Here is a 25854-nt window from a genome sequence, read left to right as displayed (position 1 = left end):
ATACCGTTATGATAACACGTAATCCTTATGACAGAAACGACCTGAAGATAGGCAAGAAAGACAGAGTACTGGAAGTGGGCCCCGGACACAGCCCTACATTCCGCTCGGATGTGCTTGTGGATTTATTTGTAGACACGAATTATCACCGCTGCGGAAATCTGAAGATTTATCCGCATCAGGAGTTTATCAATGCCGACGGTGAGGCTCTGCCTTTCAAGGATAAAGAGTTTGATTACGTCATTTGTAACCAGGTGCTCGAACACGCGGAAAATCCGGAGAATTTTATCCGCGAGCAGTGCAGGGTCGCCAAGAGGGGGTATATGGAAACTCCCAGCCTGCTGGGGGAATTTCTCTTTCCCAAGAAATCGCACAAATGGATTATTCTCTATCTGGACGGCAAACTGATTCTTTTCGAGAAATCGAAAATGCCGGGGAATTATGAGAATAATTATGGCGAACTGTTTCTCAATTATCTGCCCTATCAGTCGCTAACCTACAAACTGTTATGGCTCACCGAAGGAGACTTGATGCTGAACCGGTGCGAATGGAAGGATGACTTGGAATTTATCGTCAATCCGACGGACGAGAAATATACTGCTTTCTTCACTAAACCGTGGAGCCGCCAAATGGTGGAACAGATGTATCCGCGCAGAAGCGCGTCGAAAGAGTTCAAGAAAGTAATAGGCGCCTTTTATTATATGATAAAGAACAAAGTAAAAACTAAAACTCATAGACACTCTCCTATCAGTCTGGAAGAGTACATGAGGATTAAAAAACGGAAATAATAAAGATAGATACTATGAACGATACTCTTACTCTCTGTCTCGAATTTATTTTTTGGTTTGCCCTGTTTGTAGTGTTCTACACGTATCTGGGCTACGGAATCGTACTTTATATTCTCGTCAAGCTGAAAGAGCTTTTCGTGAAGCCGGTGAAGCGCTCGCTGCCATCGGCGAACGAGGAACTACCGGAAGTGACGCTTTTCATCACTGCTTTCAACGAGGAAGACGTGGTGGACGAGAAGATGGAGAACAGTCTTGAGCTGGATTATCCGGCGGATAAGCTGCACATCGTCTGGGTGACGGACGGCAGTGACGACGGGACGAACGAACGTTTGCAGACTCGCTGGGCAGGAAAGGCGACGGTGCACTTCCAGCCGTTGCGGCAAGGAAAAACCGCGGCGATGACGCGCGGAATGACGCTTACAGACACTCCGCTCGTGGTCTTTACGGATGCCAACACGATGGTGAACCGGGAAGCGGTGCGGGAGATTGTGCTTGCTTTTCAGAATCCGAAGGTGGGTTGTGTGGCCGGTGAGAAACGGATTGCTGTGCAGACCAAGGACGGGGCGGCTGCCGGTGGCGAAGGGATTTACTGGAAGTATGAGTCGACGTTGAAGGCGTTGGACGCACGGTTGTACTCGGCTGTGGGGGCTGCAGGAGAGCTGTTTGCCGTACGCCGGGAGTTGTTCGAGGCGATGGAGCCGGATACGTTGCTGGATGATTTCATCCTTTCGTTGAGGATTACGATGAAGGGGTATATCATTGCTTATTGTACCAATGCTTATGCTATCGAAAGCGGATCGGCGGATATGCGGGAGGAAGAGAAGCGGAAGGTACGTATTGCTGCGGGCGGTTGGAAGTCTATCTGGCGGTTGCGCCCGTTGCTGAATCCTTTCCGGTACGGGGTGTTGAGTTTTCAATATACGTCGCACCGAGTGCTGCGGTGGTCTGTTACGCCGTTTCTGTTGTTTGCGCTGCTGCCGCTTAATGCCGCGATTTTGCTGGCAGGCGGTGCGCCTGTGTTCTATGGTATTCTGCTGGTGTTGCAGGTGCTTTTCTACGGATTGGGATATTGGGGTTATTATCTGTCTACCAAGCAGATAAAGAACAAGCTGCTCTTTATTCCGTATTATTTTCTTTTTATGAATGTCAATGTGTTGAAAGGGATACGTTACCTGAAAAAGAAGAAAGGTAACGGGGCTTGGGAAAAGGCGAAGCGGGCGGAGAAGTAAAGACAAATCATCTAAAAAAAGAAAACAGACATGGACAGAACATTACATGATGCAAATAATGCACAGAGGATACTGAAACTGACGGCGGATACGATGTTGCTGGTCGACCGGAACGGAGTCTGCGTGGATATCGCGCCGTATTGTGACACATGGTTTCTGCAAGAAGATATACTTTTAGGCAAAAATATATTCGAACTTCTGCCGGAATATACCAGGGAGAGGATGATGCCTGTCTTTCAGACGGTACTTAGGGAACAAAGGAGTATCAGCAAAAATTTCAAGTTGGCAGTGAGGGGCGAGACGTATTATTTCAAGTGTCTCATGCATCCTTATGACGGGATGGTGCTTTGCCAATATCGGGACATCACGCAAAGAAGCAACGTGAAACGCCAACTGGAACAGGCGAACCGCACGTTGCGGGAGATTCAGAAGGTGGCGCAAATAGGGCAATGGGGATATAACACCAATGAGAATGTTTTTCATTATCTGGGATATACCGGAGTGTTGTGCGAAGAAGCGGTGCGGACGATTTCTTTTGAGAAATACAGGGAGTATATCGTCGAAGAAGATCAAGAGACATTCATCAACTGGCATCTCAGGAATGTGGAAAAGTTCAATACGGACAGTATCAGTTACCGGGTGAAGGTGGACGGGGAAATTTATTATATGCGTATCCAGACTTACCTACGTGAGGAGCTTCCGGACGGCAGTCTCAATATCGAGGGGTATATCCAGAATATCACGGATATACAACATAGCAGAAATGATATTAATACGCTGACGCACGCCATCAACAATGCGAAAGAGAGCATCTTTGCCGCCAAAGAGGACGGCACGCTTATTTTTGCCAACCGGCGCTTCCTTCACAACCACGGACTTTGTGAGAATGTGGATATCCGCAAACTGAAGATTTATGATATTGCCGCCGACATGCCTACGCAAGATGCTTGGAATGAGCGTTGCAGGAATGCCCTGCATAGCGGAAGCAGCAATTTCATCGCGCATCATCCTTCAAAGATTAACAGGGATATATTGGCATACGAGGGTACAATGTACAACGTCACCAATGATTCGGGTGAGGACAGCTACTGGTCGTTCGCACATGATATTTCCGAACGTATGCGGTATGAGGCACAAATCAAACGGCTGAACCTAATTATGGATACTACCATCAACAATCTTCCTGCGGGAATTGTGGTGAAGGAAGTGAACAACGATTTCCGGTATATCTACCGGAATCGGGAATCGTACAACCGTGACTCGTTCAACGGTACTTCGATTGGTATGAACGACTTCGATTATTATCCGTCCATCGTGGCGGAGAAGAAGCGGCAGGAGGATATCCAGGTGGCCAGCACCGGAAAGGGAATGCACTGGACGGTGGAAGGCAAGGACAGGAACGGAAACCAGATTATCCTCGACAAACGGAAGATAAGGGTGGATGGAGACGAACTCTCCTCGCCTATCATCGTCAGCATCGAATGGGACGTCACAGAACTGGAAATGATGAAGCGGGAGCTGATGTCGTCTAAAGAGAAGGCGGAAATGTCCGATAACCTGAAGTCGGCCTTTCTTGCCAATATGAGCCATGAGATACGCACTCCGCTGAATGCGATTGTCGGCTTCTCGCATCTTATCGCTGAAAGTGACGATGCGGAGGAGAGAAAGACGTATTATAATATTGTCAATGCTAATAATGAGCGTCTTCTGCAATTGATTAACGAGATTCTCGATTTGTCGAAGATTGAATCGGGAATCGTTGAGTTTTCTTTCGGGCCTGTCAATCTGCATTGTTTATGCAAGGAGGTGCATGATGCGCATATTTTCCGTACTCTACAGGGAGTGAGTCTCGTTTACGAGCCTTCGGACGAGAGTCTGATGATTGAAACGGATAAGAACCGGGTGTTTCAGGTGATTTCGAATCTGATTGGAAATGCGGTGAAGTTTACGAAGGAAGGGAGTATCAGTTATGGTTATGAATTGGTAGACAATCAGATTGTTTTCCATGTGACGGATACGGGTACGGGCATTGAACCGGAAAAGGTGGGACGTGTGTTTGAACGTTTCGCCAAGCTGAATCAGCATGCGCAGGGAACGGGATTGGGGTTGTCTATCTGTAAGTCAATCGTTGAACGGCTCGGCGGACAGATTTCTGTCAGTTCGGAGTTTGGAGTGGGGACTACGTTTATGTTTACTTTGCCGTACAAGGACAAGGGGACGGGTACAGGGAAAGAGGAAGTGAATTTGGAAAGTGAAAGTGGCGCGGTAGCGTCAATGGATGGAGAAACGGCTTCAATGAGTGGGAATTCTTCTTCGTCAGACGGTGATGCTTCCTCAATAAATGGTGATTCTTCTTCTAGCGAAGCAACACAAGATTTGGATAATGTCAAACCGGCTTGTATCCTGGTTGCCGAAGATACGGACAGTAACTTCGACTTGCTTGAAGCTATTCTCGGAAAGAAACATCGCCTTATACGTGCGCATGATGGAATGGAAGCGGTTATTATGTATGACGAGGTGAAGCCTGACCTTATTCTGATGGATATAAAAATGCCGAATCTGGATGGTCTGGAAGCTACGAAAATCATTCGCGAACTATCTGCAACTGTTCCTATTATTGCTCAAAGTGCTTTTGCTTACGAACAGGATCGGAAAGCGGCACAAGAAGCCGGATGCAATGATTTTATAGCTAAACCGATAGCGCAGGACAAGCTAAAGGCGATGATTAAGAAATGGCTGTCGACATCATAAGAGTGTAGTGTATCTAATATGCCCCTCTAATATGCAGCCTGCATGAGAGACTGTACGACAGACAAATAATATATTAATAACTAATTGCGATATACTATTCAATAAACAACTCATAAGATTAGATGAAAGCCTTTTACAGACTATTTTACTACATATCTATCCTGCTGACCGGCGTCTTGGCAGGCGTAACAATAGCCGGTGCTTTTGCAGGCAGCGCCACACCGGACAGTTTCAAATTTATGCCTTTCATCGGTTTAGGTCTGCCTGTGCTTTTATTGGCAAACCTGGCTATTGCCATTTATTGGACTGCCCGTTGGCGGTGCTGGGTTTTCATTCCTTTGATTGCTATATTTTGCAACTGGGGATATATCAGTAGTGTGCTCCAGTTTCCTCTTTTCAGCCCGGCTTCGAAGCCGATGGTCAAAATGGGGGCATATACTCCGGGAGTATTGACCGTGGCGACCTATAATGTCGATGCCTTCAACCACGAGCATACGGGCTATTCATGCAAAGAAATCGCTGCTTACATGAAGAGCCAGCAAGCGGATATTCTTTGTTTTCAGGAGTTTGGCATTAATAGCGAATTTGGTATTGACAGTCTTTGCGTGGCTCTCTCCGACTGGTCTTACCATTACATACCTTCTTCTCCCGAAGGGGAGCAGTTGTTACAACTGGCTGTATTCAGCCGCTATCCTATCAAAGAGGAGCATCTTATCATCTATCCTGATTCCAAGAATTGCAGTCTTTGGTGTGATATTGAGGTCAACGGGCGAATGATTCGTTTGTTTAATAATCATCTCCAGACTACAGAAGTGAGCCGTAACAAGCGCAAGCTGGAAAAGGAACTCCGCACGGATGATACGCAACGGGCAGAACGTGCGGCTCTTACTCTAATGGACGGACTGTACGAGAACTTTGAAAAACGTGCCGTCCAAGCTAATATTCTTAACCTGTTGATTTCCGATTCCCCCTATCCTACTCTAGTCTGCGGTGACTTTAACTCCCTGCCTTCGTCTTATGTGTATCACACGGTGAAAGGTGATAAGTTGCAGGATGGATTCAAGACAAGCGGACATGGGTATATGTACACTTTCAAGTATTTCAAACATTTGCTGAGAATCGACTATATTCTCCATTCACCGGAATTGAAGAGCACGGATTACTTTTCACCGGATTTGAATTATAGCGACCATAATCCGGTGGTGATGAGGGTGAAGATGTAAAAAAAACGTCTACTGATATAATAAATACAAAAAGAATAATAGACATAAAAAAGAAGAGAGGATGTATCACGATTTGCGGATACATCCTCTCTCCTTTTTTATGTCTCAGAAATGTTCTTCCCTGCAACTATCAATTGAAAATATAACGAAGGCTGAACATTACACGGTAAGTAGAAGCCGTGTTTTCGTAATTCTTATAGGTAGAATTCAAGACTTGACCGCTGGCTTTCTGCATGGTAAATGTTCCGTCGCCATTGTCTTTCAGTGGAATAGTCGAATTTACAGTTTTGTATAATCCCCAGTTTTTGTTAAGAAGATTAGCGAGATTTTGAATATCCACACCAAATTGCAACAAGTTCTTCTTACCGCCTATCATCATATAGAAATCTTGATTGAACTTGAAATCTAACTGATGATGCCAAGGCATCACTGCACCACCACGTTCGGCATATTTACCCAGATGTTTTTTCAGGTATTTGTCTTGCTGAATAAAGTTCCAGAAATCTTCTTGCTGCTGGGCAGCAGAGTATGTCACTTCGCCTGTCTTCTCTGAAGTCACATCTTTGAATGTCAACTCATCTTTGGTAGCAGGTACATATATCAGATTATTAGCGCCGCCATCACCCACAATGTTGGTAGTGTAAGTATATGAATAACGGGAATAAGAATAGCTTCCGCCCGCATAGCCCAACGGAGCACCTTCATAAATGAATGAAACGCTTGACCTGAAATGCTTGGCATAAGCTTTTGAGTAACCTAATGAAGCGATAATACGGTGAGGGGCTACATAAGTGCCATAACCCAATTCATGGTCATTGATGCCGTTGATAGAATATGTATTGGTTTTATATGCAGAAGTAACCTGGTCGCCAATGCCGTCTCCATAAGAACGCGCACGAGAGTAAGTATAAGCAAATGAAGCATCCAAGCCAAAATTGAATGATTTATGCAACTGTGCTGTCAATGACAAATAATATGCTTTCGAACCGCCATTTTCAATCAAATAAGCACCTGTATTGTTATTGTAGCTCTTATAGACAGTACGTGTGTCATTTTTACTGATTGTTTTTGTTCCGTCAGCATAAATATTAGCATTGGAGATTACAGCCGGATTGAAGTCACGGTTGTAAATGCCTTCCAGTGTAAAGTCAATATCACCAGGCAACTTGGTGTCAAAAGCTAGTGAAGTTTTCCAAGTGGCGGGCATCTTCAAGTCTTTGTCTATGATAGTAGGACTGCCGGGAATACTAACCTGCGGAGTAAAATTACCCTTGTAAACATCTTCCAGAATATCATTTACATTCGTATGGAAATTAGGGGCAACTGCACCGGCAGTAGAATTTTTACTTATATTATAACCATATTGTGTCTGACCTACTCCCGAATTTCCGACTGCCGAAACCAGCCAGACAAATGGCAGGCGTCCAACAAAATACCCCGTACCACCACGCAACACATACTTGCGTTCTCCGGTAATGTCCCAATTAAAGCCAATACGCGGAGAAACTGATAATGAATTACCCGGTTTCTGGTCTGTAGAGAATTTACGATCACCAAACTCTAGTTTTGCATACTCAGCATTATAGTTGTCTTTCAACGAAGGATACACTGGTAATTCAAAACGCAGACCGGCAGTTAATTTGAAATTTTCATTGATATTCCACTGGTCTTGAACGTATGCTGAATACTGCATTTGTCTCATCTGAGAAGTAAACTGTGATAAATCCGCAGAATTGGAGTGGGTAATCAAGAAGGAAGAAGGTTTTTCACCTGTTACGAAGTCATTCCAGGATTTAAAGACATAAGCACCGTTTGCACCTTGCATATAGCCATTCACCGCTTTGTTATGTTCGAACTGCAGACCGGCCATAAAGTTATGCTTACCCCATGTCCAGGTAGCCTCGTCTGTTATGGTAAATGACTTTACTTGACGGATGTTTCCTTCTGTAAACAGCTCTGTACCGAACATGGCATATACCGCGCCATCTTCCAAGATGTAAGTAGTCGGGAAAGCCCCACCATCATAAGAGCGTGGCTCATCTTGATAGGAGTAGGTTCCGCGCAAAGTATTATTCAACACGCCCCATTTTGAATTCCATTCGGCTGCAACAGACGTGAATCTCTGCTCTTGACGATAACGGGTGTTCCTGAAATATAAGCCTTCATCATTGCTGGCTCCTTTTCCCGAAGAGATTCCTTTTTTATCATCACCGGGGAAAATGATAGCCGCCGTCATCGGAGAAACTGATGTAGAAGGAGAAGCGTCATATCTATTATTGGTCTTGGAGAAACGAACATTCACCTTATTGTTTTCATTGATGTTCCAGTCCAAACGTGCCAGAAACTTATAGGAAGGCACTTTTACATTATATCCTTGATAAGCGCCCGGATCGTAATCATATGTATTAATCAGGTAATCACGGATTTCATCCATCTTGGAAGCAACAGGACGATGGATACCATTGACCCCGTATTTCTCACTTTCATCATTACGGGCACGTGCGACAGGGCCTGCCGTCAAGTCATCCTCATATTCTCCGTTCACGAAGAAGAATAACTTATTTTTTATAATGGCTCCGCCTAAAGTGGCTCCATAAGTATATTGATGTGACTTCTCGAGTTCAATGGAGTTATCACCCACTTTGTCGCCAATCAGATTATTGTTCGTAAGGAATGTATAAGCAGAACCTGTCAGCTCGTTTGTTCCGGATTTGGTTACTGCATTGATAGCCGCACCGGTGAAACCGCTTTGACGAACGTCATACGGAGTGATTGAGACAGAGAGCTGCTCCAATGCATCCAAAGAAATAGGAGCACCACCCGCTGGCAAGTTGGAACCGATGCCGAAAGCGTTGTTGAACGAAGCACCGTCTACGGTCACAAAGGACTGACGATAGTTACCGCCACCGGCAGCAAAACCGTTGGACGTTGTGTTGGATTGCGGAGACAAACGCATTATATCGTTCATGCTACGGCTCACCGTAGGGATGGAGGCGATTTTTGCGCTGGTCAGGTTGGTCACCGCTCCTGCCCTGTCGGACTTCATATTGCTTTCTTTCGAAGCTGTCACTACTACTTCGTCCAATAGTTCCGAACTTTCTTTTAAAGACACGTTTAAAACATAGTTCTCTCCCAACAAAAGATTGATGCCTTTGTAAACTGCCGTTTGATAACCGACATAGGAGACTTCAACCTTGTATGGCCCACCGGTACGCATACCTTGCAGGGTGAATTGTCCGCTGACATTGGTTACAGTACCATAACGAGTACCTGACGGCTCATGAATGGCTACAATCGTAGCACCGATAATCGGTTCGTCTTGTGCAGTTACTTTACCGCTCATTGTAGCGGTAGTGACCTGGGCACTGATACCCATAGCTACCAAAAGGATAATAACCGTAAGAATAAATCTTAATCTTTTTAACATAATCACTTTTAAAATTCGTCCTTTATAATATTATAGATCTCTAAATCAGCGACAAATATATGGAAAATAAGACAGATACATATTATAACCGTATTACATTTTTTAAGAATAAGATAAAAAAAGGTTTAGACTTAAGTCTAAACCTAAAAAACATCGGAGAGGTCTTTATCCTCTCCGATGCTATAATTATCTACCAACAGAATGAATATGTATTCTCTATTTGTTTATCTATATTCTGCTTTTATATCCAGTTTATTCCTGGATGGACATATTCTTGATTTCTGTTGTAGTGGCAGCCGCAGCGTCACTTCTGTAACGGAATGCAATACGGATATTCTGATCCTTATATGCACTCAAGTCAACAGGTGTCACAGTCGAGAAGTCCCAAGAGTCTCCTGCCGGCATACCTTCTACTGTCAATTCAGTCCAAGTGGCTTCAAGTACATCACCGTCATAGTCGGTTGATATCATCACATTGAAGTAATTGGCCATCTCGCCACCTTTCAAGTAATTGATAGCAATATCAAACTTCAATACCGGTACTACCGATTTCTTCAGACTAATTTCCGGTGAAACAAGCCAACTGTCGGTTACCTTATTGCCACCAGAGTAACCGGAACCTTTCCAACCATAGGTGTTGTCCAGCTTCCAAACACTCTTCAAGTCACTCAATTCAATATCTTGGGCAATGAAGCCACCATCATCACCATTCAGGAATGAAGAGGAATAGTAAACTTTAGCTTCCATCCATTCGCTTTGCGACTTCAAGAATACAATGACACTCGGTGTAGAAACTGTAGTCTGAATCCAAGTTGCACCATCATAAACAAATTCGGTAGCTGCAACAGCCAAGTCTGAATCTGAATAATAAACTACTGCTATAACATCGTCTTTCTTAGCATATGGATAATTCTGCTTCAAATAGATTGGCAATGTTTCAGCCGGTTTGGATACATAAGTACTGCCTATTGCTGTGTAATCGGCAGGTTGAAGCACTGCAATACTTGCAGCTTCTGATGTATATGCTTTCCATTTGGCAGTAGTTGCATCGTAACGATAAACTGCGGATGTATTAGGTTTGGAAGCAATGGCACGAGTCATGCCGAAGGCTCTGAGATTAGCCGCTGTTACTTCTGCAACGGAAGTTACCATTGTATTGACAGAACCACTCTTCGCACCTATGAGGTATCCTTTCACTATGACTTGTTTACCATTAAGACTTGCATCTATCGTACTTTCATCTACGTAAGAGAAAGAACCTTTTGCTGTAGTAGCTCCATCAATTTCTATGTCATAATAATTATATCCTTTACCGCTATCCTTAATAGTCAATGTGCCTGTATAGGTAGCATAAACAGCACGGGGGGCATTAACATAGGCATCCATATCCGCACCATCCATATTTTGAGCAATCAAACCGTCTACTGATGTATTGCCTTCTGATTCTTTTTCAACTTGCAAACCATCAGCTGCAAATTGCATCAAACCATTATACTTGGAAGTTGTTCCAGTTACAGAAACAATATCACCTATCTTAGAGGTCGGAACTTTATTTTCATATACCAAAATATTACCTGTACCGTCAGTCAGCATAAAACCTTTTGTATAGATAGCTGCTACCACACCTCTTGTGGTATATGTACCGTCGGCCGACAAAGCTATCAGCCCTACCGGTGCAGTAGTAGTTCCCGAACCATCAGCAAGAGCTACTGATGTAGCAATGGTATTCACAAATTTACCGCTACTTGTACCAACAGCATATCCGGTCACTTTCACTTTTTTACCATTCAACTCACTGTCGATCGCTATCGGATACTGAATACTACCAATAGCCGTAGTAGTACCTTCAACTGCAACATTAAAGTATTTATTATCCGAGATGGTTAATGTTCCTTCATAAGTAATGTATTCTACCGGTTGAGTAGTGAGATACGCATCCATGTCCGATGCACTCATATTTTTCGGTGTCGTAGGATACGCAAAGGTCGTTTTACGCTCTACAACTGCTATCTCCGCATCTTTAGAGAACTGAAACGGAGCACCTTTATACGAACTGATAGCACCTGAAACTGTCACTACATCCCCTAAAGAATATGTTGGCAATGCATTCAGATACACCATTATAATACCTGTTTCATCTTTTACCAGAAGACTTTTGGCATTGGCTGCTACAACCTCACCTTTTACATCATAAGTACCGGCACCTGAATTGATAGCATCGGCAATATTTGTATAGGTAGGTTCCGGCTCTTCACCACCACCGCCTGTACTCGGTTCTGTTTCAGAATAAGCATAATTGACCAGACGCATAGCACCGTCAGCAGGATTCTTCACTGCCTCTTCGAGAATGTTAGGAATTTGTCTCACCGTAGACGGAGACAGATAGGAAGCAGATACTGTTTCACCCCATACTGCCTTGTAATCGTCAGATGTCAAATCGTATTTTGAAACACTATTAAAGTCTTTCAGATATTCGGGAAGTTCTTCAAAGTTATTATAATTGATAGTTACTTTTGAACCATCACTCAAATAAGGATACTTATCGTTAATGTATGCTGGGAGATACCATGCTGCAGGTGCATCTTCTGTGAAAAATTTATTCTTACCTACCGCTTCCAAAGCATTTGCATAAGTTTCTCCTTCCGGATCTTTGGATAACGCCAGTTCTTTATTTGCAGCTATGCCAGCAATGGTTTTGTATTCAGCATCTTCGAGCGTTAACGTAACGTTCTGTACATCCATGGCATTAGTGAGGTCATCATACCCCGGAAAATTGTCTTCGTTGTAGTCGCAACTTGCCAAAAGCAGCAAGCCAGCACACATACTAAATAATATATTTTTCTTCATAATCTGTCTTGGTTTAGAAATTGAACTTCAATCTTACAGAATAGGTACGACCGAAACCATAGAGTACGCGTGTAGCCGATTCCCAATCGTGACTATTACCGTCACGGGCGTCAGCGATATATTCCTGATCGAAGAGGTTATTGACATTACCGCTCAGAGTAGCACGCACCTTGCCAAAATCGAAGGTGTAGCCCGCGCTCAAATCAAATGTACTGTATGACGGTATCTGCCATGGATTGCTTATCAGAATTTCCTTACCCATCTTTGCACTTCCCGCGTCAATGTCATAATCGGCATAGTTGCGTGCAAAGAAGTTCCAGTCTGCCGCGAGACGTACACCTTTCATCGGACGGAAAGTAACGCCCAAAGCTGCTGTGGTCTGGGCAGAGCCACCAACATGGACATTATCCATCTTGATGTTAGCTTTATACTGTTCAGCATTTGACATATCTACCACAACAGTACCTTCGCTAGGGTCTGACAGCATCTGACCGGATGAATTGAAATAGTAACCGGTAGCATTACCATTCCAACGCCAATCTCCCCATGAGAACATACCATTGACCTCCATCCAAGAGAATGGTTTAGCCATAAAGTCTAATTCAATCCCCCAGTGGTCTGCATTAGCACCAGTCATATTCAAAGTATAACGGTCGCTGTCTCTCATATCACCAGAGTCATACATAGCCTTGTCCATCCAACGTGTGTAATACGCGTTCAGATTAGCAGTAAAGAAGCCACTACGGAAGCCATACCCCATTTCAAAAGACATGATTTTTTCGTTTTTAGCATCATTATTGCGCGCGTGAGAAGTTTGTGAGTTTAGAAATGATGTATCGAACATTGGGGCGCGGCTGATATAACCTGCATTAGCGAATATGTTATTACGCTCATTGAGATTATAGTTGATACCACCTTTGATATTTCCACCCAGATAATTTTTAGTGGATGATTTAGCCTTATCTTTGCTATAATAAAGACGATCGTAACGCCAATAACCTGTGTTTGAAAGTCCACCGGAAACAAAAGCGCTGAGTTTGTCCTGATTGTATTCCAACTGCGCGAAAACACCTTCCTGCAATACCAGACCATCATAGTCGCGTCTTAAAACATCCCCTATACCTAACTTGGCATTTTTAAAATTAGGGTCGGCAGCGATAGGGTTATTCTCAGCAGACACATTTTTACGGTTGTATGAATCGACAAAGTATTTGCCGCCAAACAAGTCGGTAAGAATATCCTGGTGCAAACCTTTGTAGTAACGAAGGTCGATACCGCCATAGAAGTCGAAGTTTTCACCAAACTTTGTAGTATAGGTAGAAAGTAATCCATACCACATATGATTGTTCATCATCTTACTCATCACCATCTTTGAACCTGTGGTACTTTGAGCATTCATCGTCTCAACGGCATCGTAATCAAAGGTTCCGTCAGGTCTGCGGAAATCATTGTTCACCAATCCGTTTGTAGAACCATACCATTTGTTACTGTAATCACTATCTCCTGTACCTCTATAACCGTCACCACGACCGATTGATACGTAAGCAGCAGTACTCAGACTGGATTTCTGGTCGATTTGCCACAAGTGGTTTAATGATATCTGCGGTTTGTGATAGGAGTTTCTCGCAGAATTGTAAACTTGACCGTTTCTGTAACCAAAAGTCGAATTATACTTATAAGGACTATCATCGCCCATATATTGTTTCACACGCTGCCATTCCTTAATGCTAAGACCGTTTTGGTTACTACGTTGATTGTGCCACTGGGGAGCACCAAAAGCCGTAAAAGTCAACTGATGGTTATCATTGAAACGTTTAGCGATACTGGCAAACCAAGTGTAGCCTTCAAATTCTGTACCTTGAATGTATCCGTCACCCCATGTCTTACCACCTAACAAAGTAAACGCCCATCCGTCTTTGGAAAGACCGGAAGATACACTGAACAAAATCTTGTTATAACCATCATTACCCATACCATAAGATACAAAGCCTCCTTTTTGGGCGTCTGTACTCTTGGTTATGATATTGATAGAACCACCGACAGCCGGAGATGAGACTTTAGATGCACCCAAACCACGTTGTACCTGCATACTGCGAGTCACATCGGACAAACCTGCCCAGTTAGACCAATATACTTTTTGATTCTCCATACCATTCATAGGCACACCGTTAATCATCATCGCTACATTTTCGCTCTTGAAACCACGTACATTGGTTTTAGAGTCACCGTAGCCACCACCGTCTTTCGTGGTATATATACCCGGAGTAGATTTCAGAATTTCAGGAAACTCCTGTGAGCCTAACTTTTCTTCTATGAATACCGGATCGATTGTAGACACTGCTACCGGAGTTTTACGTGCAACGGCAACAGATGAAGTAATCGTGACATCTGCCAACATCACTGCGTCCGGCCGCATCTTGATAATGCCCAATTCCACAGAAGTACCTTTCTGCGTAATTTTCTTTTTTTGGTCCTTGTAACCCACATACTTAAATAATAATGTGGCATTCGAAGCAACACTTTGCTTAAAATAACCGTCAATGTCGGTTGTAGACCCTTGTGTAGTACCTTCTACCATTACGGCAGCTCCTACCAGCGGCTCACCAGTCTCAGAATCGACCAGCTGACCGCGCACTGTAGTTTGGGCCGATGCGGCAGTACAAAATACTGACAGCACAGCAACTAACAGGACTTGAATTAGAAATCTTCTCATAATTCTGCTTTTAGTTAATAGATAATGTTAATCAACCTTTAAAATGTGTTGTTAAGATGCAAATATAGTACTATTAAACAAGATAATCATTACAATTGTGCTACATTTTTTCAAGGAACTAAAGCATTGTTGTTTTTTGTTAAAGCAAAAAGCTCCACATATAATTGCGGAGCTTTCTTTCTATTACAAATGTGAGAAATTTACTTTCAATATAAAACCGAATTCTAGTCAGTCATTAGCTTTCTATAACGAACACGTTTCGGCTCTTCATTTCCTAAACGTTTCAATTTATTTTCTTCGTACTCTGAATAAGAGCCTTCAAAGTAGAATACGTTGGAGTCTCCTTCAAAAGCAAGGATGTGTGTACAGATACGGTCGAGGAACCAACGGTCGTGGGAGATAACTACCGCACAACCTGCGAAGTCTTCCAAACCTTCTTCCAGTGCACGCAATGTATTTACGTCGATGTCATTGGTAGGCTCATCGAGCAATAGTACGTTACCTTCTTCTTTCAAAGCCATCGCCAGATGCAGACGGTTTCTTTCACCACCGGAAAGGACGCCGCAAAGTTTTTCCTGGTCGCCACCGGAGAAGTTGAAGCGGGAAAGGTAGGCACGGGCATTTACATCACGTCCACCCATACGAATCAATTCATTACCACCGGAGATGACTTGATAAACGCTCTTGTTCGGGTCGATATCACGGTGTTGCTGGTCTACATAAGCTACTTTCACAGTCTCTCCTACTTCAAATTCGCCTTTGTCTACTGTATCCAAGCCCATAATCAGGCGGAACAAAGTAGTTTTTCCTGCACCATTGGGACCGATTACACCGACAATACCGTTAGGGGGAAGCATGAAGTTCAAGTCGTCGAAGAGAAGTTTGTCACCATAGGCTTTGGCTACATGTTTGGCTTCGATTACTTTGTTACCCAGACGAGGACCGTTCGGGATAAATATTTCGAGTTTCTCCTCTTTCTCTTTTACGTCTTCATTCAGCAATTTATCGTAAGAGTTAAGACGGGCTTTACCTTTTGCCTGACGGGCTTTCGGAGCCATACGAACCCATTCAAGCTCGCGTTCCAACGTCTTGCGACGTTTGCTGACTGTTTTCTCTTCCATTTCCATACGTTTGGTTTTCTGTTCCAGCCAGGAAGAGTAGTTGCCTTTCCAGGGAATACCTTCGCCACGGTCGAGTTCGAGAATCCATCCGGCAACGTGGTCGAGGAAATAACGGTCGTGGGTTACGGCAATAACTGTTCCTTCGTATTGTTGCAAGTGTTGCTCCAGCCAGTCAATAGACTCTGCGTCCAGGTGGTTGGTAGGCTCATCGAGCAACAGAATATCGGGTTTCTGCAAGAGTAGACGGCAGAGAGCCACACGGCGACGTTCGCCACCGGAAAGATTGACTACCGGTTGGTCTTCGGGCGGACAGCGAAGGGCATCCATCGCACGTTCCAGTTTACTATCGAGATTCCATGCGTCTGTCGCGTCAATAATATCCTGCAATTCGCCTTGACGGGTAAAGAGGGCATCCATTTTATCCTGATCCTCATAATACTCGGGCAGGCCGAATTTTTGGTTGATTTCTTCGTATTCTGTAAGTGCGTCAACAATAGGTTGCACGCCTTCCATTACTACTTCTTTTACTGTTTTTGTGTCATCCAGATGAGGTTCCTGTGCCAAGTAACCTACAGAGTATCCGGGAGAGAATACCACTTCGCCCTGATAAGATTTCTCCAAACCTGCGATAATCTTCAATAAAGTAGACTTACCGGAACCGTTCAAACCGATAATCCCGATTTTTGCTCCATAGAAGAAGGACAGGTAAATGTCTTTCAGCACATTCTTATTCGGAGTGAAAGCTTTGCTCACTCCCACCATTGAGAAGATAATTTTTTTATCGTCAGCAGCCATATATTAATAATGTATATTGTTGATAATGGCACAAAGATAAGAAAAATGTTTGAAATCTTTTGGAGTTATAAAAAAATGTTCTACCTTTGCACCCGCATTCGAAAGAAAGCAAACAAGGATTGATTCGCTAGCTCAGCAGGTAGAGCACAACACTTTTAATGTTGGGGTCCTGGGTTCGAGCCCCAGGCGGATCACTTTTAAAACAGCAAAAATGCATAAAGCTCTGATAATCAAACTTATCAGAGCTTTTTATTTTATATCAAACCTGCATTTTACCGCAAATTGGAACACCTAATACAGGTGAAATCGGAGGACTTAAATTCCTCCAAATTTTAGTCCTCCGAATTGGTGTTTTATTCGCTGATTGTCTGCATTTTACGTGATACTATTCATCGCTTCTAAAAGTAACTTTGAACCATTAAACTTTTAAAGTGTATGAGTATGAAAAGAAATTATTTTTCGGTCCTTTTCTACATCAAGAAGGCCAAATTATTGAAAAACGGAGAGGCTCCTATCTGTCTGAGAATAACCGTAAATGGGAAACGCGCGGAAATTCAAATCAAGCGTAGTGTGGAGATTGGTAAGTGGAATGCCCAAAGGGAATGTGCGATTGGTAAGGACAGAAAGCATCTGGAACTTAATCACTATCTGGAAACAGTACGTACCCGCGTACTTCGTATTCATCGTGAGTTAGAGCAGGATGATAAACCTATCACTGCTGAAATTCTGAAGAATTTATTCTATGGTGAGAGCCAAACTCCCAAGATGTTATTGGAAGTTTTCAAAGAACACAACACAAAGTATCGTGAGTTAATAGGGAAAGATGTGGTGAAAGCTACAGTGCTCCGTTATGAGAGAACCGTACGATATCTTGAGGAGTTCTTGAAAAAAGAATATCAATTAAACGATATTCCTCTTTACAATATCAACCATGAGTTCATATCCAATTTCGAATTCTTTATCAAAACAGAAAAAAATTGCGCACAGAATGCAACTGTTAAATATTTAAAGAACCTAAAGAAAATTATCATATTGGCACTTACAAATAAATGGATGACGGATAATCCATTCTCCGGAATCAGGTTCAAACAAACCCAATCTAATCGGGAGTTTCTCAGCGAAGAGGAACTACATATTATTATGGAAAAAAAATTTAAGATACCTCGTTTAGAAATAGTACGCGACATATTTGTTTTTTGCTGCCTGTCCGGATTAGCATTCACAGATATAAAACATTTACGTCCCGAGCATATTACAAAAGGTCCTAATGGGGAAAATTGGATTCGAAAGCCTCGTGAAAAGACAAATAACATGTGTCACATACCGCTGCTTGACATTCCCGCATTAATAGTTGAAAAATATAAGAACAATCCGATCTGTGTACAAAAGAACATGGTGCTTCCTGTACCTTGTAACCAACGGATGAACAGTTATTTGAAAGAAATTGCCGATCTGTGTGGAATTACTAAAAAGTTGACAACCCATGTGGCACGCCATACGTTTGCATGCATAGCTCTAGCAAATAAAGTGTCAATGGAAACAATCGCTAGAATGTTAGGACACTCAGACATACGAACCACAAAAATTTATGCAAAAGTTTTAGACACTACTGTTTCCAAAGAAATGGAAGTGATGAAGCATAAATTTGCCATATAAATAAGATATCAAAGGGGATGTCGTTTTTTGCGACCTCCCCTTGTTCGAAAGTTATATCCCTCTGAATCTAAACAAACACACGTCTCTTTATTGAGTGTTAGCTCCTAGTTCAGTTCATCTAGTATCTCATCTATTTCTTTTTTCATAAGCCAATGGACTATTTCTTTGGTTTATTATCCTTGAATGTAATATCAATCTTGTAGTTGTCATCCAATTCCAGCGAAGCTTCATATTTTTTCCCCTTCTTGCTGATAAACTTGAGATATCCGGTGCGCTTTCCCTGTAACAACAGGAGCATCTGGTTGTCCGTCAGTTCCCTGCCGTTGAAGGTCCGGAACAAAAGAAAAGCGCAATCGGGATCGCCACATTTGGCAACCTTATTGAAAACGGTAATCGTTTCTGCCCCACACTTGGGGCATCTGCAGTGCGGCAAGTCCGGACACTTGAGTTTCATGGCAAGCAGTTCGGACGTGATTTGCCGGGCGTAGGAGTTGATATTTTCCGTGAATGTTTTAGTGGATACTTCTCCGGTTTCGATTTCATGCAAGGCACATTCCCACTTTCCGGTCATGCTCACATTGGCAATCATCTTCTCTTTTACGATACCATATACTTCCAGTCCTTTAGGAGTGGGTATCAGTGAGCGTCCGCTTCTTTCCACATAATGTCTGGCAATGAGCAGTTCGATAATTCCAGCCCGTGTAGCCGGTGTGCCCAGCCCGGAGTCCTTCATCGCCTCCCTTTCTTTCTCATCGTTCAACTCCCTGCCACATCCTTCCATTGCCGCAAGCAGGCTTGCCTCGGTGAATATCGGTTGCGGCTTGGTTTTTCTGACCAACGTATCGCTGCCAAGAATAAGCAATGATTCTCCTTCCTGAAATTCCGGCAGAAGGTCTTCTTCTTTTTCATCCGGTCCATTGCAGATGTCTCTCCATCCCGGAATCTTGATTTGGCATCCCTTTATGCCGAACAGCACACTGTTGCAGTCCACTTGTATGGAAACCGTTTCTTTCAGGCATTTATCGGAGAATGCCTCCAGCATACGTCCGGCAATCATGGAATAGATATTCTGCTCGTCGAGGGAGAGATTCTGAGGAAAGTTCTCCGTAATGATTAATCCGTGGTGGTCTGTCATTTTACTATCGTTCACACAGTGGTGGTTCAAAGTCCGGTTACAGAGATTCTCCGCATGACGTGCAAAATGGGGATGTTGCTTCAGCAAAGCGATGAGAGAAGGAACCTGTTCAAAGATGTCCTCTGTAATATAACCGGATCCGGTACGTGGATACGAAATGTAGCCGAATTCATACAACTTCTGGGCAATGTTCAGCGTTTGTTCCGCGGTCAGTCCCAGTTTGGTGTTGGCACTCTGCTGCAGGGCAGTTAAATCGTAAAGTAGTGGAGCTTCTTCCGATACTTGCTTCTTTTCTACCTGCACCACTTTGGCTGTTTTCTCTTCATAGACCTTTTTACGAGCCATGTCAAGTTTCTGGGGTGTATCATACTTTTCGGCACAGGTCATTACAAGTTCTTCCCCCGCCTTTGTAGTCCGTAGTTGCAGTTGGTAATAAGGTTTGGCTACAAAATCCCTGTTGGCTAGATAGCGGCGGCAAATCATGGCAAGTGTCGGGGTCTGCACCCTGCCCAGGGAGTAATTGCTCTTTCCGGCAGCCATGCTTAACGCGAGGCTCGCATTAATACCTATCACGAAATCTGCTTCTCTCCGAGCTTTAGCGGAACGATACAAGTTGTCAAACTCCCCGCTTGATTTAAGGTTGTTAAACCCTTCCCGTATTGATTTTTCCGTGAGTGAGGATATCCACAGGCGTTTGGTTTCTTGGGTGTACCCCAGATATTCAAGGACATATCTGGCTATAAGTTCCCCTTCACGCGCTGCATCCGTACAAATGATCACACTATCGGTCTGATTCAATAATTTACGGATCACATCCAATTGTTTCAATGCCGACGGATCAGCCTTATAGCCCTCTTCTGTTTTTACCTGGCGAACAACCAGTTTGAACGGATCGGGAATAATCGGTAACATCTCCTTTTCCGCATGGATGATACCGTAATCAGAAGGCAGGGCCAATGCCAGCAGGTGGCCGTAAGTTCATGTAACGGCATACCCGTTTCCACTCAAATATCCTTCCTGTTTCTCCGTTGCGCCCAGAACTCGGGCGATGCTACGTGCCACGGACGGCTTTTCACAGATGCAAATCGTTTTCATCTTGGTTATCTTTTAATGTTGAATGACTATTTTATTTTTACACTCTTGGTCTTTGTCTTTCCCTTCCTCACCTTCTTCGGTTCTTTGGGTACGGAGAGTTTCTCTTTTTTCTCCGATACCTGTATGCCTTCCGTCAGATTCGGTACGGAGGTCTCCCTTGCCGGGAAACGGCTGATTAAATCCATAGAGAATCCGGTCATCCCGGCATCCAGTTTTACCAGGTCTGCCGGTTGGAGGTATTTCTCCCCGTTTTTTCTGGCTGCCAGCTCATACATGACCGTTTCACGCCCTTGCAGGATTCCTTCATAATTCTGGTAAGGGAGGTTCGATTCGGACAGGCCGTTCTGACGGAGCATCCCACAAATCTCATCGGGCGGCAATCCCCCGAACTTCCGGTCAAAGGGAGAAGATAGGATATATCTGTATGTCGCCAGGAGCTGTTTTTCGTGGCTCATATCGGGGCATCCTTCGTATCCCTGCAGTTGCTTTATCTTCTTTGCAATACTGCCAAGGCTCTTGAAAGTATTCCTGTCCCTATCCTGAAGAGGTATCCTGCCAATCCGAACCAGCTCCGTCTGGATGCGGTTCAGGTTGGATACTTCCCATTTATTCAACAGGCTACTGCGGTTGTTCAGGTACTCATCCCGGAGGATGGCAACCGGATTCCTCGTCTGGAGGAACAATCCGATCCGTTTTCCCCATGAGGGTTCGTGAAGGTTGGATGCACTCCAGCGGATCGTATTGAAACGATAGGCGTCCATGAATTTCCTGAAAGGGTTCCGGTTTGTGAACAGGTTCCTGAAAGTCTTCAGGAATGCTTTTCTTCCGGCATCCCTACGGCTGCGTGGTATCTCGTTTTCGGGAATGAATGTGTTATTTATCAATTCCATAAGCACTATAATTTTGGCTTCGCCTGCTTTTGGGGAGAAGCGTTTTTTGTCTTGACTTTTTTCTTTTCATTGTCACGTGGAGATTCGGGTTTGTTATGTAGTTTCACGGCTGTTTGGACCTGTATAGTATCCTTCGAAACTCCAACAGACTGGATTGTCCGTTGATAATCCTTCCGGACCCCATCCCGGTTTAACAGTGTCCCGGCCAATGACTTGGCTGCGTTTTGCAGTTCATCCATCTTCTGTTGAAAAGGATAATCCCGGCGCAGATCCTTTTGCCGGATAATCTCACGGATACTTTTCTCCACGGGTAAGAAATCCTTTTTATAGGCAAACGATTCGTCCGCCGGTAAATGGGCATATCCTCTGTCAGCTATATCCTGAAGAGTCATGATATTCCAGTTTCGGGCGGAGAGTTCCAGTGCGTTAGCCGTAATAAACCGGTCGAGGTTTTTCCCTGTAGGATGCATGTCGAAAGTGACGGACGGCTTGTAATTCGCCAAAATTTCCATTGCCGCTTGCGGCATGGAGGTTTGATTCCCGTTGGAGAGTTCCAGCATCCGGCGTGATACAGTTTCTATCCGGTAGATATTCAACGATTCCACATCCTGCAGAGAATTGGAGTAGAAGTTGTCCGCTATTGATTGCAGGTAATCCCTAAACCCTACTGTTCCTGATAGTCCGTCATTGAATACCCAGATACCTTGTTCCGTTTCAACGATGGTATAGAATTGTTTGGCCTGTTTCCCTGATACGACCTTTTCCATTGCATCCTCATACACAACAAAACGCTTATAGCCCAGTGAGTGGTCCAGTGCCTGGAAATTTGCTACCGTCAGTTCCTTTTGGCATGCTCTCAGGTAGGCCGCTTTCCGCAGAGGAACAGAATTGTTTTCTGTGATACCTCCGTGAGAAACGATGAAACGAAGGGCTTTTTCACTGTCTTTTACCGGCAGTTTGCTGGTGAAAGGAATGTCCTTGGCAGGTATTCCCTCAAAATGCAGCAAAAGGTTATCCGGCACCGTTTTCTGATCCATGGCTATCCGGGCGACAAGATCCATAAATACCGGAAAAGAGTCTTTATCCGTCGGGACATACGATACGACCATGACAGTCGATACCCGGTTATCTGGCAGCAACTCGATAAACAGGCTTTTCAAATCTTCTTTTTCGGTTAATCTGTCTTTTATTTTTTCCATCCATACAGGCATGACAATCAGTTTTAGATACGGGGATTATGTGACTTGTTACGACGGGGAACAGCCTTTTTCTTTTCCGATGTCGCCGGTCCGGTCAGTTGCAATGGCGGACAAGTCAGTTTATATGCCAGACCAAGTATCTTGTCAGCAAGTTGCTGCTGTCTGTTTTGGATATTATAGAATGCTTTTTCACTATATCCTTTTTGGGATTGAAGTTCGGACATTTCCTGATCCAGCGGTTTGAAATCACCTTTGTAGGCGAATTCTCTATAACTCTCATTGGAATTGAAATCTGCCGGCAGACCGTATTCCCGTATGAAGAGCAGATTGAATATCTCTGCATTCTTCGACGTTATCGATAAATGGTAATCTTCCGTGAATTGTTTGAAGGCATGATAAGTCGGTTCTATGGGATAGCCGCCTTTTTTCAGCAGTTCGGATTGCTCTATGGGATACAATGGCATTTTCGCCAATTCCCCATAGAAAGGATTGGATTGGAAAAAGCTCAGATGCTTCTGCATATAATGTTCCGTGCTATGGTTCGGATTGGAAATGTAGAATTCCCTGATCCGTTCCAGAGCCTGTACTTCCGGAGTGAAGAACCGGTCAGCCAGATATTGCAAATAGCATTGTTTGTAGACAGCTCCTTCATCCGTGGCAGGCAGGTAAACGGCACCTTTGGGAGTCTGTATGGAGATGACGGGCTCTATCTCTCTATTCTGCCGGTTATCCGGTGAAATTCCATAATCACGTTTTAAAATGTAGGCTGCCTGATCACGGATCAATGCTTTTACCTTCTCCTGTTCACCCTTGTTTTCTGCCGGAATATTCTGTAACGCATTAAACTGTGAGTTAAAAGAGTTCTTATGCATGAACGGAATTTGTCCGGTTATATAATCTATTCCATAAATTCCGGCTGTTTCTTGTAAAGACAGCAGCCGGAGTATCTGGGCATTTGCGATACTTGTGACTATTCCATAGGAGGACGCGAATTTGTCATAAGCGTCAAATGTCGGTTCTATGCGATGGCTCCTGTCCAGTCGTGCATTTCTCAAGATAGTCGCATCCAGATATTGCGCTTTATCCTGTATAAAATCGTTTGTATATAATGAGAAGGGATTGGTGGATGTCTGAAACGCCTTTATAGCCTCTACATTCTGATTAGCCAGTTTGTACAGGTTGACAAACTCCGGTTTATCTTCGTCCGTAATAAAAAAATGGTCGGCCAGATGTTGCATATAGGAATGGCAGCACATCTTTCCGTAACCGGAATATTCAAACAAAAGCACTCCTTTTGCGGTTTCTACAGCGGTCAGGGTTTCCGACGGATCATCATGGAGGGTATTCTGTGCCAATGCGAAACGTTTGGCCTCCGGTTGTACAAGTAGATGGTCCGCAAGCCCGCTGGATACCAGCATGGGCAGGCTTTTTTCTGCATCGCGTGAATAAAGGTATTCCAATCCTCTGAGTGGGACATTGTTCTGCATGCTTCCTCCGTTCTCACTGATAAATTTAGGTACCAGGCTGTTATCCTTGTCAAAGGGACGGATATCCGGGCAGATTACTCCTGAGGGAAACTGATAACGACACAAATCAAGATCAGGCAGGTGGCTTTGAACGAGAGATAGTTTGTACATTTCCCTTTGCCGCCGTAAATATTCGGTAAATCTTTGATTTGCCATCGATACTTCTTTCTCCGGTATCAGGTGTATTTCCAGTTGCCGGGGTTTTCCTTTGGAGTCCTGAGCAACAAAAAAATGAAGGATGAGTTCGGTATTTTTCTGTTTCATGTTTTTTCTTTTTATTAATGATTATAATTTGATTAATCCGGATTTCTTTCTTGCTTCTTTTTTCGCCTCCTTCTTTTCCGGTTTGGAAGGTTCGTATCCCCGGACATTGTATTCTGTTTGCAAGATTCTTCCGGCCACATCCTTTGCCGTTTTTTGGAGGGCCTCGGAAAGTGGTGAATGCTCCGATTTTTTCAAGTAGGAGTGCGTCAGTTTATCCAGTATTTTCTCAAAGCTGTTTTCATGGATAAACCCGTAGCCGAGTTTGGAGATGTCAATGCCATTCTTGTAGATTTCATCCAGACGGGCAATATCCGTCATGAGTTCGCTTCTATCCAGATTGAACCTGCTTAAGAAATTATCATAATCGCTTTTGTCGGGTTTCATGAAACACCGGACGGATGGAGAATGGTCTTTCATGAGATCCTTTGGATAATAGACAGCTTCCGAGGGGATGAAACAGTGTGGCATCTCCGGTGTGAACATGGCGGCGCATTGTCTGGAATCTTCCACTATGATATTGTTGGCGGTGCTGAAATAATAGATATCAAGGGAGTCAACACCTCTCAATGCTGATGAGAAATAATTGTCTGCCAGATATTGCAGATACCGTTCCATGCAGTGGATTCCCCTTCCGGTATCATCGAATAAAAGCACACCGTTCCCGCTTTGTATGGCGGTAACGGTTCTCTCCCGGGTATTGTCCATCTTTTCCGAATGATAGTGTATGTATGCCTCCAGTACTTTTGCTGTGTCGGCACTGTCATTTATCCTTTCCAGCAGAGCAACCGTATCAAACATGTGTATGGGTAATCCCCCTGCAGAGATTTCATGGGCGAAAACAAGACTTCTGAGCGAAATGGAAGGGAGTTCCTCCAATTCCCCGTTATACATGACTTCATGTATGACGGAAGGAATATCCATATCGATGTCTTTGTCCATTTGGAGACAATAGATGGTTTCTTCCGGGATATAGGTCCCGCCCAGTGCGAGTTCCGCCTGCTCCCTCAGGTAATTGCCGCACAGCATATCCTGGTTCTCTCCGGATATATGGCTGTAATCAACCACTTTGCCCAGTCCGTCGTTTACATTAAAAAGAATGGTATCGTTTGTATTCATATTCTTCTGATTTATAAAGTGAATGATGAAGAGAGTTTACGCCCTTTCGACGGGCCGGTAGCTTTTTCATTTTTTATCTTAT

The 25854-nt window shown here is 43.9% G+C and carries 14 protein-coding genes and 1 tRNA gene; 6 read left to right on the top strand and 9 right to left on the bottom strand.

Annotation, left to right across the window (positions count from 1 at the left end; all coding sequences use genetic code 11):
* The first annotated feature begins 8 nt into the window (after positions 1-8).
* The 4 genes from ACGHVY_RS06295 to ACGHVY_RS06280 all read left to right on the top strand — a co-directional run bounded on the left by ACGHVY_RS06295 (position 9) and on the right by ACGHVY_RS06280 (position 5988).
* Positions 9-785 (top strand): class I SAM-dependent methyltransferase, encoded by a 777-nt coding sequence (locus tag ACGHVY_RS06295; protein ID WP_390597886.1) that lies wholly within the window; start codon positions 9-11, stop codon positions 783-785.
* Between the two features lie 14 nt (positions 786-799).
* Positions 800-2014, top strand: a complete 1215-nt coding sequence (locus tag ACGHVY_RS06290) for a glycosyltransferase family 2 protein (RefSeq protein ID WP_390597884.1) — start codon at positions 800-802, stop codon at positions 2012-2014.
* Positions 2015-2044: 30 nt separating this feature from the next.
* Positions 2045-4765 (top strand): ATP-binding protein, encoded by a 2721-nt coding sequence (locus ACGHVY_RS06285; RefSeq protein ID WP_390597883.1) that lies wholly within the window; start codon positions 2045-2047, stop codon positions 4763-4765.
* 122 nt (positions 4766-4887) lie between these two features.
* Positions 4888-5988, top strand: a complete 1101-nt coding sequence (locus ACGHVY_RS06280) for an endonuclease/exonuclease/phosphatase family protein (RefSeq protein WP_390597881.1) — start codon at positions 4888-4890, stop codon at positions 5986-5988.
* A gap of 130 nt (positions 5989-6118) precedes the next feature.
* Here ACGHVY_RS06280 and ACGHVY_RS06275 read toward each other — a convergent pair whose 3' ends face one another.
* From ACGHVY_RS06275 to ettA, 4 genes are all read right to left on the bottom strand, one after another.
* The gene (locus ACGHVY_RS06275) at positions 6119-9415 is read right to left on the bottom strand and encodes a TonB-dependent receptor domain-containing protein (RefSeq protein ID WP_390597879.1); all 3297 of its coding nucleotides are present in this window, start codon (positions 9413-9415) and stop codon (positions 6119-6121) included.
* Between the two features lie 252 nt (positions 9416-9667).
* Positions 9668-12262, bottom strand: coding sequence for a choice-of-anchor J domain-containing protein (locus tag ACGHVY_RS06270; RefSeq protein WP_390597878.1), 2595 nt, complete (start codon positions 12260-12262; stop codon positions 9668-9670).
* A 13-nt stretch (positions 12263-12275) separates the two neighbouring features.
* A complete protein-coding gene (locus ACGHVY_RS06265) occupies positions 12276-14975 on the bottom strand; it encodes a TonB-dependent receptor (RefSeq protein ID WP_390597876.1) in 2700 nt (899 codons plus the stop codon).
* A 224-nt stretch (positions 14976-15199) separates the two neighbouring features.
* Positions 15200-16891 carry an energy-dependent translational throttle protein EttA gene (ettA, locus tag ACGHVY_RS06260; RefSeq protein WP_303875390.1) on the bottom strand — a complete coding sequence of 564 codons (1692 nt, stop codon included), beginning with the start codon at positions 16889-16891 and terminating at the stop codon, positions 15200-15202.
* A gap of 121 nt (positions 16892-17012) precedes the next feature.
* On the opposite strand from ettA, the gene ACGHVY_RS06255 reads away from it, so the two are divergent.
* Both ACGHVY_RS06255 and ACGHVY_RS06250 read left to right on the top strand, forming a co-directional pair.
* Positions 17013-17085 (top strand) — tRNA-Lys (locus ACGHVY_RS06255).
* A gap of 241 nt (positions 17086-17326) precedes the next feature.
* Positions 17327-18547: a site-specific integrase gene (locus ACGHVY_RS06250; RefSeq protein ID WP_390597874.1), complete on the top strand. Its 1221-nt coding sequence runs from the start codon at positions 17327-17329 to the stop codon at positions 18545-18547.
* A 157-nt stretch (positions 18548-18704) separates the two neighbouring features.
* Here the strand turns inward: ACGHVY_RS06250 and ACGHVY_RS06245 are convergent, their stop codons facing one another.
* The 5 genes from ACGHVY_RS06245 to ACGHVY_RS06225 form a co-directional block, all read right to left on the bottom strand.
* Positions 18705-20594, bottom strand: a complete 1890-nt coding sequence (locus tag ACGHVY_RS06245) for a DNA topoisomerase (protein ID WP_390597872.1) — start codon at positions 20592-20594, stop codon at positions 18705-18707.
* 209 nt (positions 20595-20803) lie between these two features.
* On the bottom strand, positions 20804-21673 hold the full coding sequence (locus ACGHVY_RS06240) for a hypothetical protein (protein WP_390597870.1): 870 nt from the start codon (positions 21671-21673) through the stop codon (positions 20804-20806).
* Positions 21673-22878, bottom strand: a complete 1206-nt coding sequence (locus ACGHVY_RS06235) for a DUF6047 family protein (protein WP_390597869.1) — start codon at positions 22876-22878, stop codon at positions 21673-21675. The genes ACGHVY_RS06240 and ACGHVY_RS06235 overlap by 1 nt, the downstream gene beginning before the upstream one ends.
* An 11-nt stretch (positions 22879-22889) precedes the next feature.
* Positions 22890-24656 carry a DUF6047 family protein gene (locus ACGHVY_RS06230; protein ID WP_250701626.1) on the bottom strand — a complete coding sequence of 589 codons (1767 nt, stop codon included), beginning with the start codon at positions 24654-24656 and terminating at the stop codon, positions 22890-22892.
* Positions 24657-24677: 21 nt separating this feature from the next.
* Complete coding sequence (locus ACGHVY_RS06225) at positions 24678-25772, bottom strand: DUF6047 family protein (protein ID WP_390597867.1); 1095 nt, start codon at positions 25770-25772, stop codon at positions 24678-24680.
* Positions 25773-25854 lie beyond the last annotated feature (82 nt).

Origin of the sequence: Bacteroides sp. f07 (genome assembly GCF_042854785.1) — a bacterium.
Taxonomy (GTDB): domain Bacteria; phylum Bacteroidota; class Bacteroidia; order Bacteroidales; family Bacteroidaceae; genus Bacteroides.
The sequence above is the reverse complement of the archived record's forward strand: the minus strand, read 5'-3'. Positions and strand labels throughout refer to the sequence as shown.

What these genes read in the sequence shown, in the direction of transcription:
- ettA (WP_303875390.1), bottom strand. Translation starts at nt 16,891, where the DNA reads ATGGCTGCTGACGATAAAAAAATTATCTTCTCAATGGTGGGAGTGAGC.
- ACGHVY_RS06225 (WP_390597867.1), bottom strand. Translation starts at nt 25,772, where the DNA reads ATGAATACAAACGATACCATTCTTTTTAATGTAAACGACGGACTGGGC.
- ACGHVY_RS06285 (WP_390597883.1), top strand. Translation starts at nt 2,045, where the DNA reads ATGGACAGAACATTACATGATGCAAATAATGCACAGAGGATACTGAAA.
- ACGHVY_RS06265 (WP_390597876.1), bottom strand. Translation starts at nt 14,975, where the DNA reads ATGAGAAGATTTCTAATTCAAGTCCTGTTAGTTGCTGTGCTGTCAGTA.
- ACGHVY_RS06245 (WP_390597872.1), bottom strand. Translation starts at nt 20,594, where the DNA reads ATGTTACCGATTATTCCCGATCCGTTCAAACTGGTTGTTCGCCAGGTA.
- ACGHVY_RS06250 (WP_390597874.1), top strand. Translation starts at nt 17,327, where the DNA reads ATGAGTATGAAAAGAAATTATTTTTCGGTCCTTTTCTACATCAAGAAG.
- ACGHVY_RS06290 (WP_390597884.1), top strand. Translation starts at nt 800, where the DNA reads ATGAACGATACTCTTACTCTCTGTCTCGAATTTATTTTTTGGTTTGCC.
- ACGHVY_RS06270 (WP_390597878.1), bottom strand. Translation starts at nt 12,262, where the DNA reads ATGAAGAAAAATATATTATTTAGTATGTGTGCTGGCTTGCTGCTTTTG.
- ACGHVY_RS06280 (WP_390597881.1), top strand. Translation starts at nt 4,888, where the DNA reads ATGAAAGCCTTTTACAGACTATTTTACTACATATCTATCCTGCTGACC.
- ACGHVY_RS06230 (WP_250701626.1), bottom strand. Translation starts at nt 24,656, where the DNA reads ATGAAACAGAAAAATACCGAACTCATCCTTCATTTTTTTGTTGCTCAG.
- ACGHVY_RS06235 (WP_390597869.1), bottom strand. Translation starts at nt 22,878, where the DNA reads ATGCCTGTATGGATGGAAAAAATAAAAGACAGATTAACCGAAAAAGAA.
- ACGHVY_RS06275 (WP_390597879.1), bottom strand. Translation starts at nt 9,415, where the DNA reads ATGTTAAAAAGATTAAGATTTATTCTTACGGTTATTATCCTTTTGGTA.
- ACGHVY_RS06295 (WP_390597886.1), top strand. Translation starts at nt 9, where the DNA reads ATGATAACACGTAATCCTTATGACAGAAACGACCTGAAGATAGGCAAG.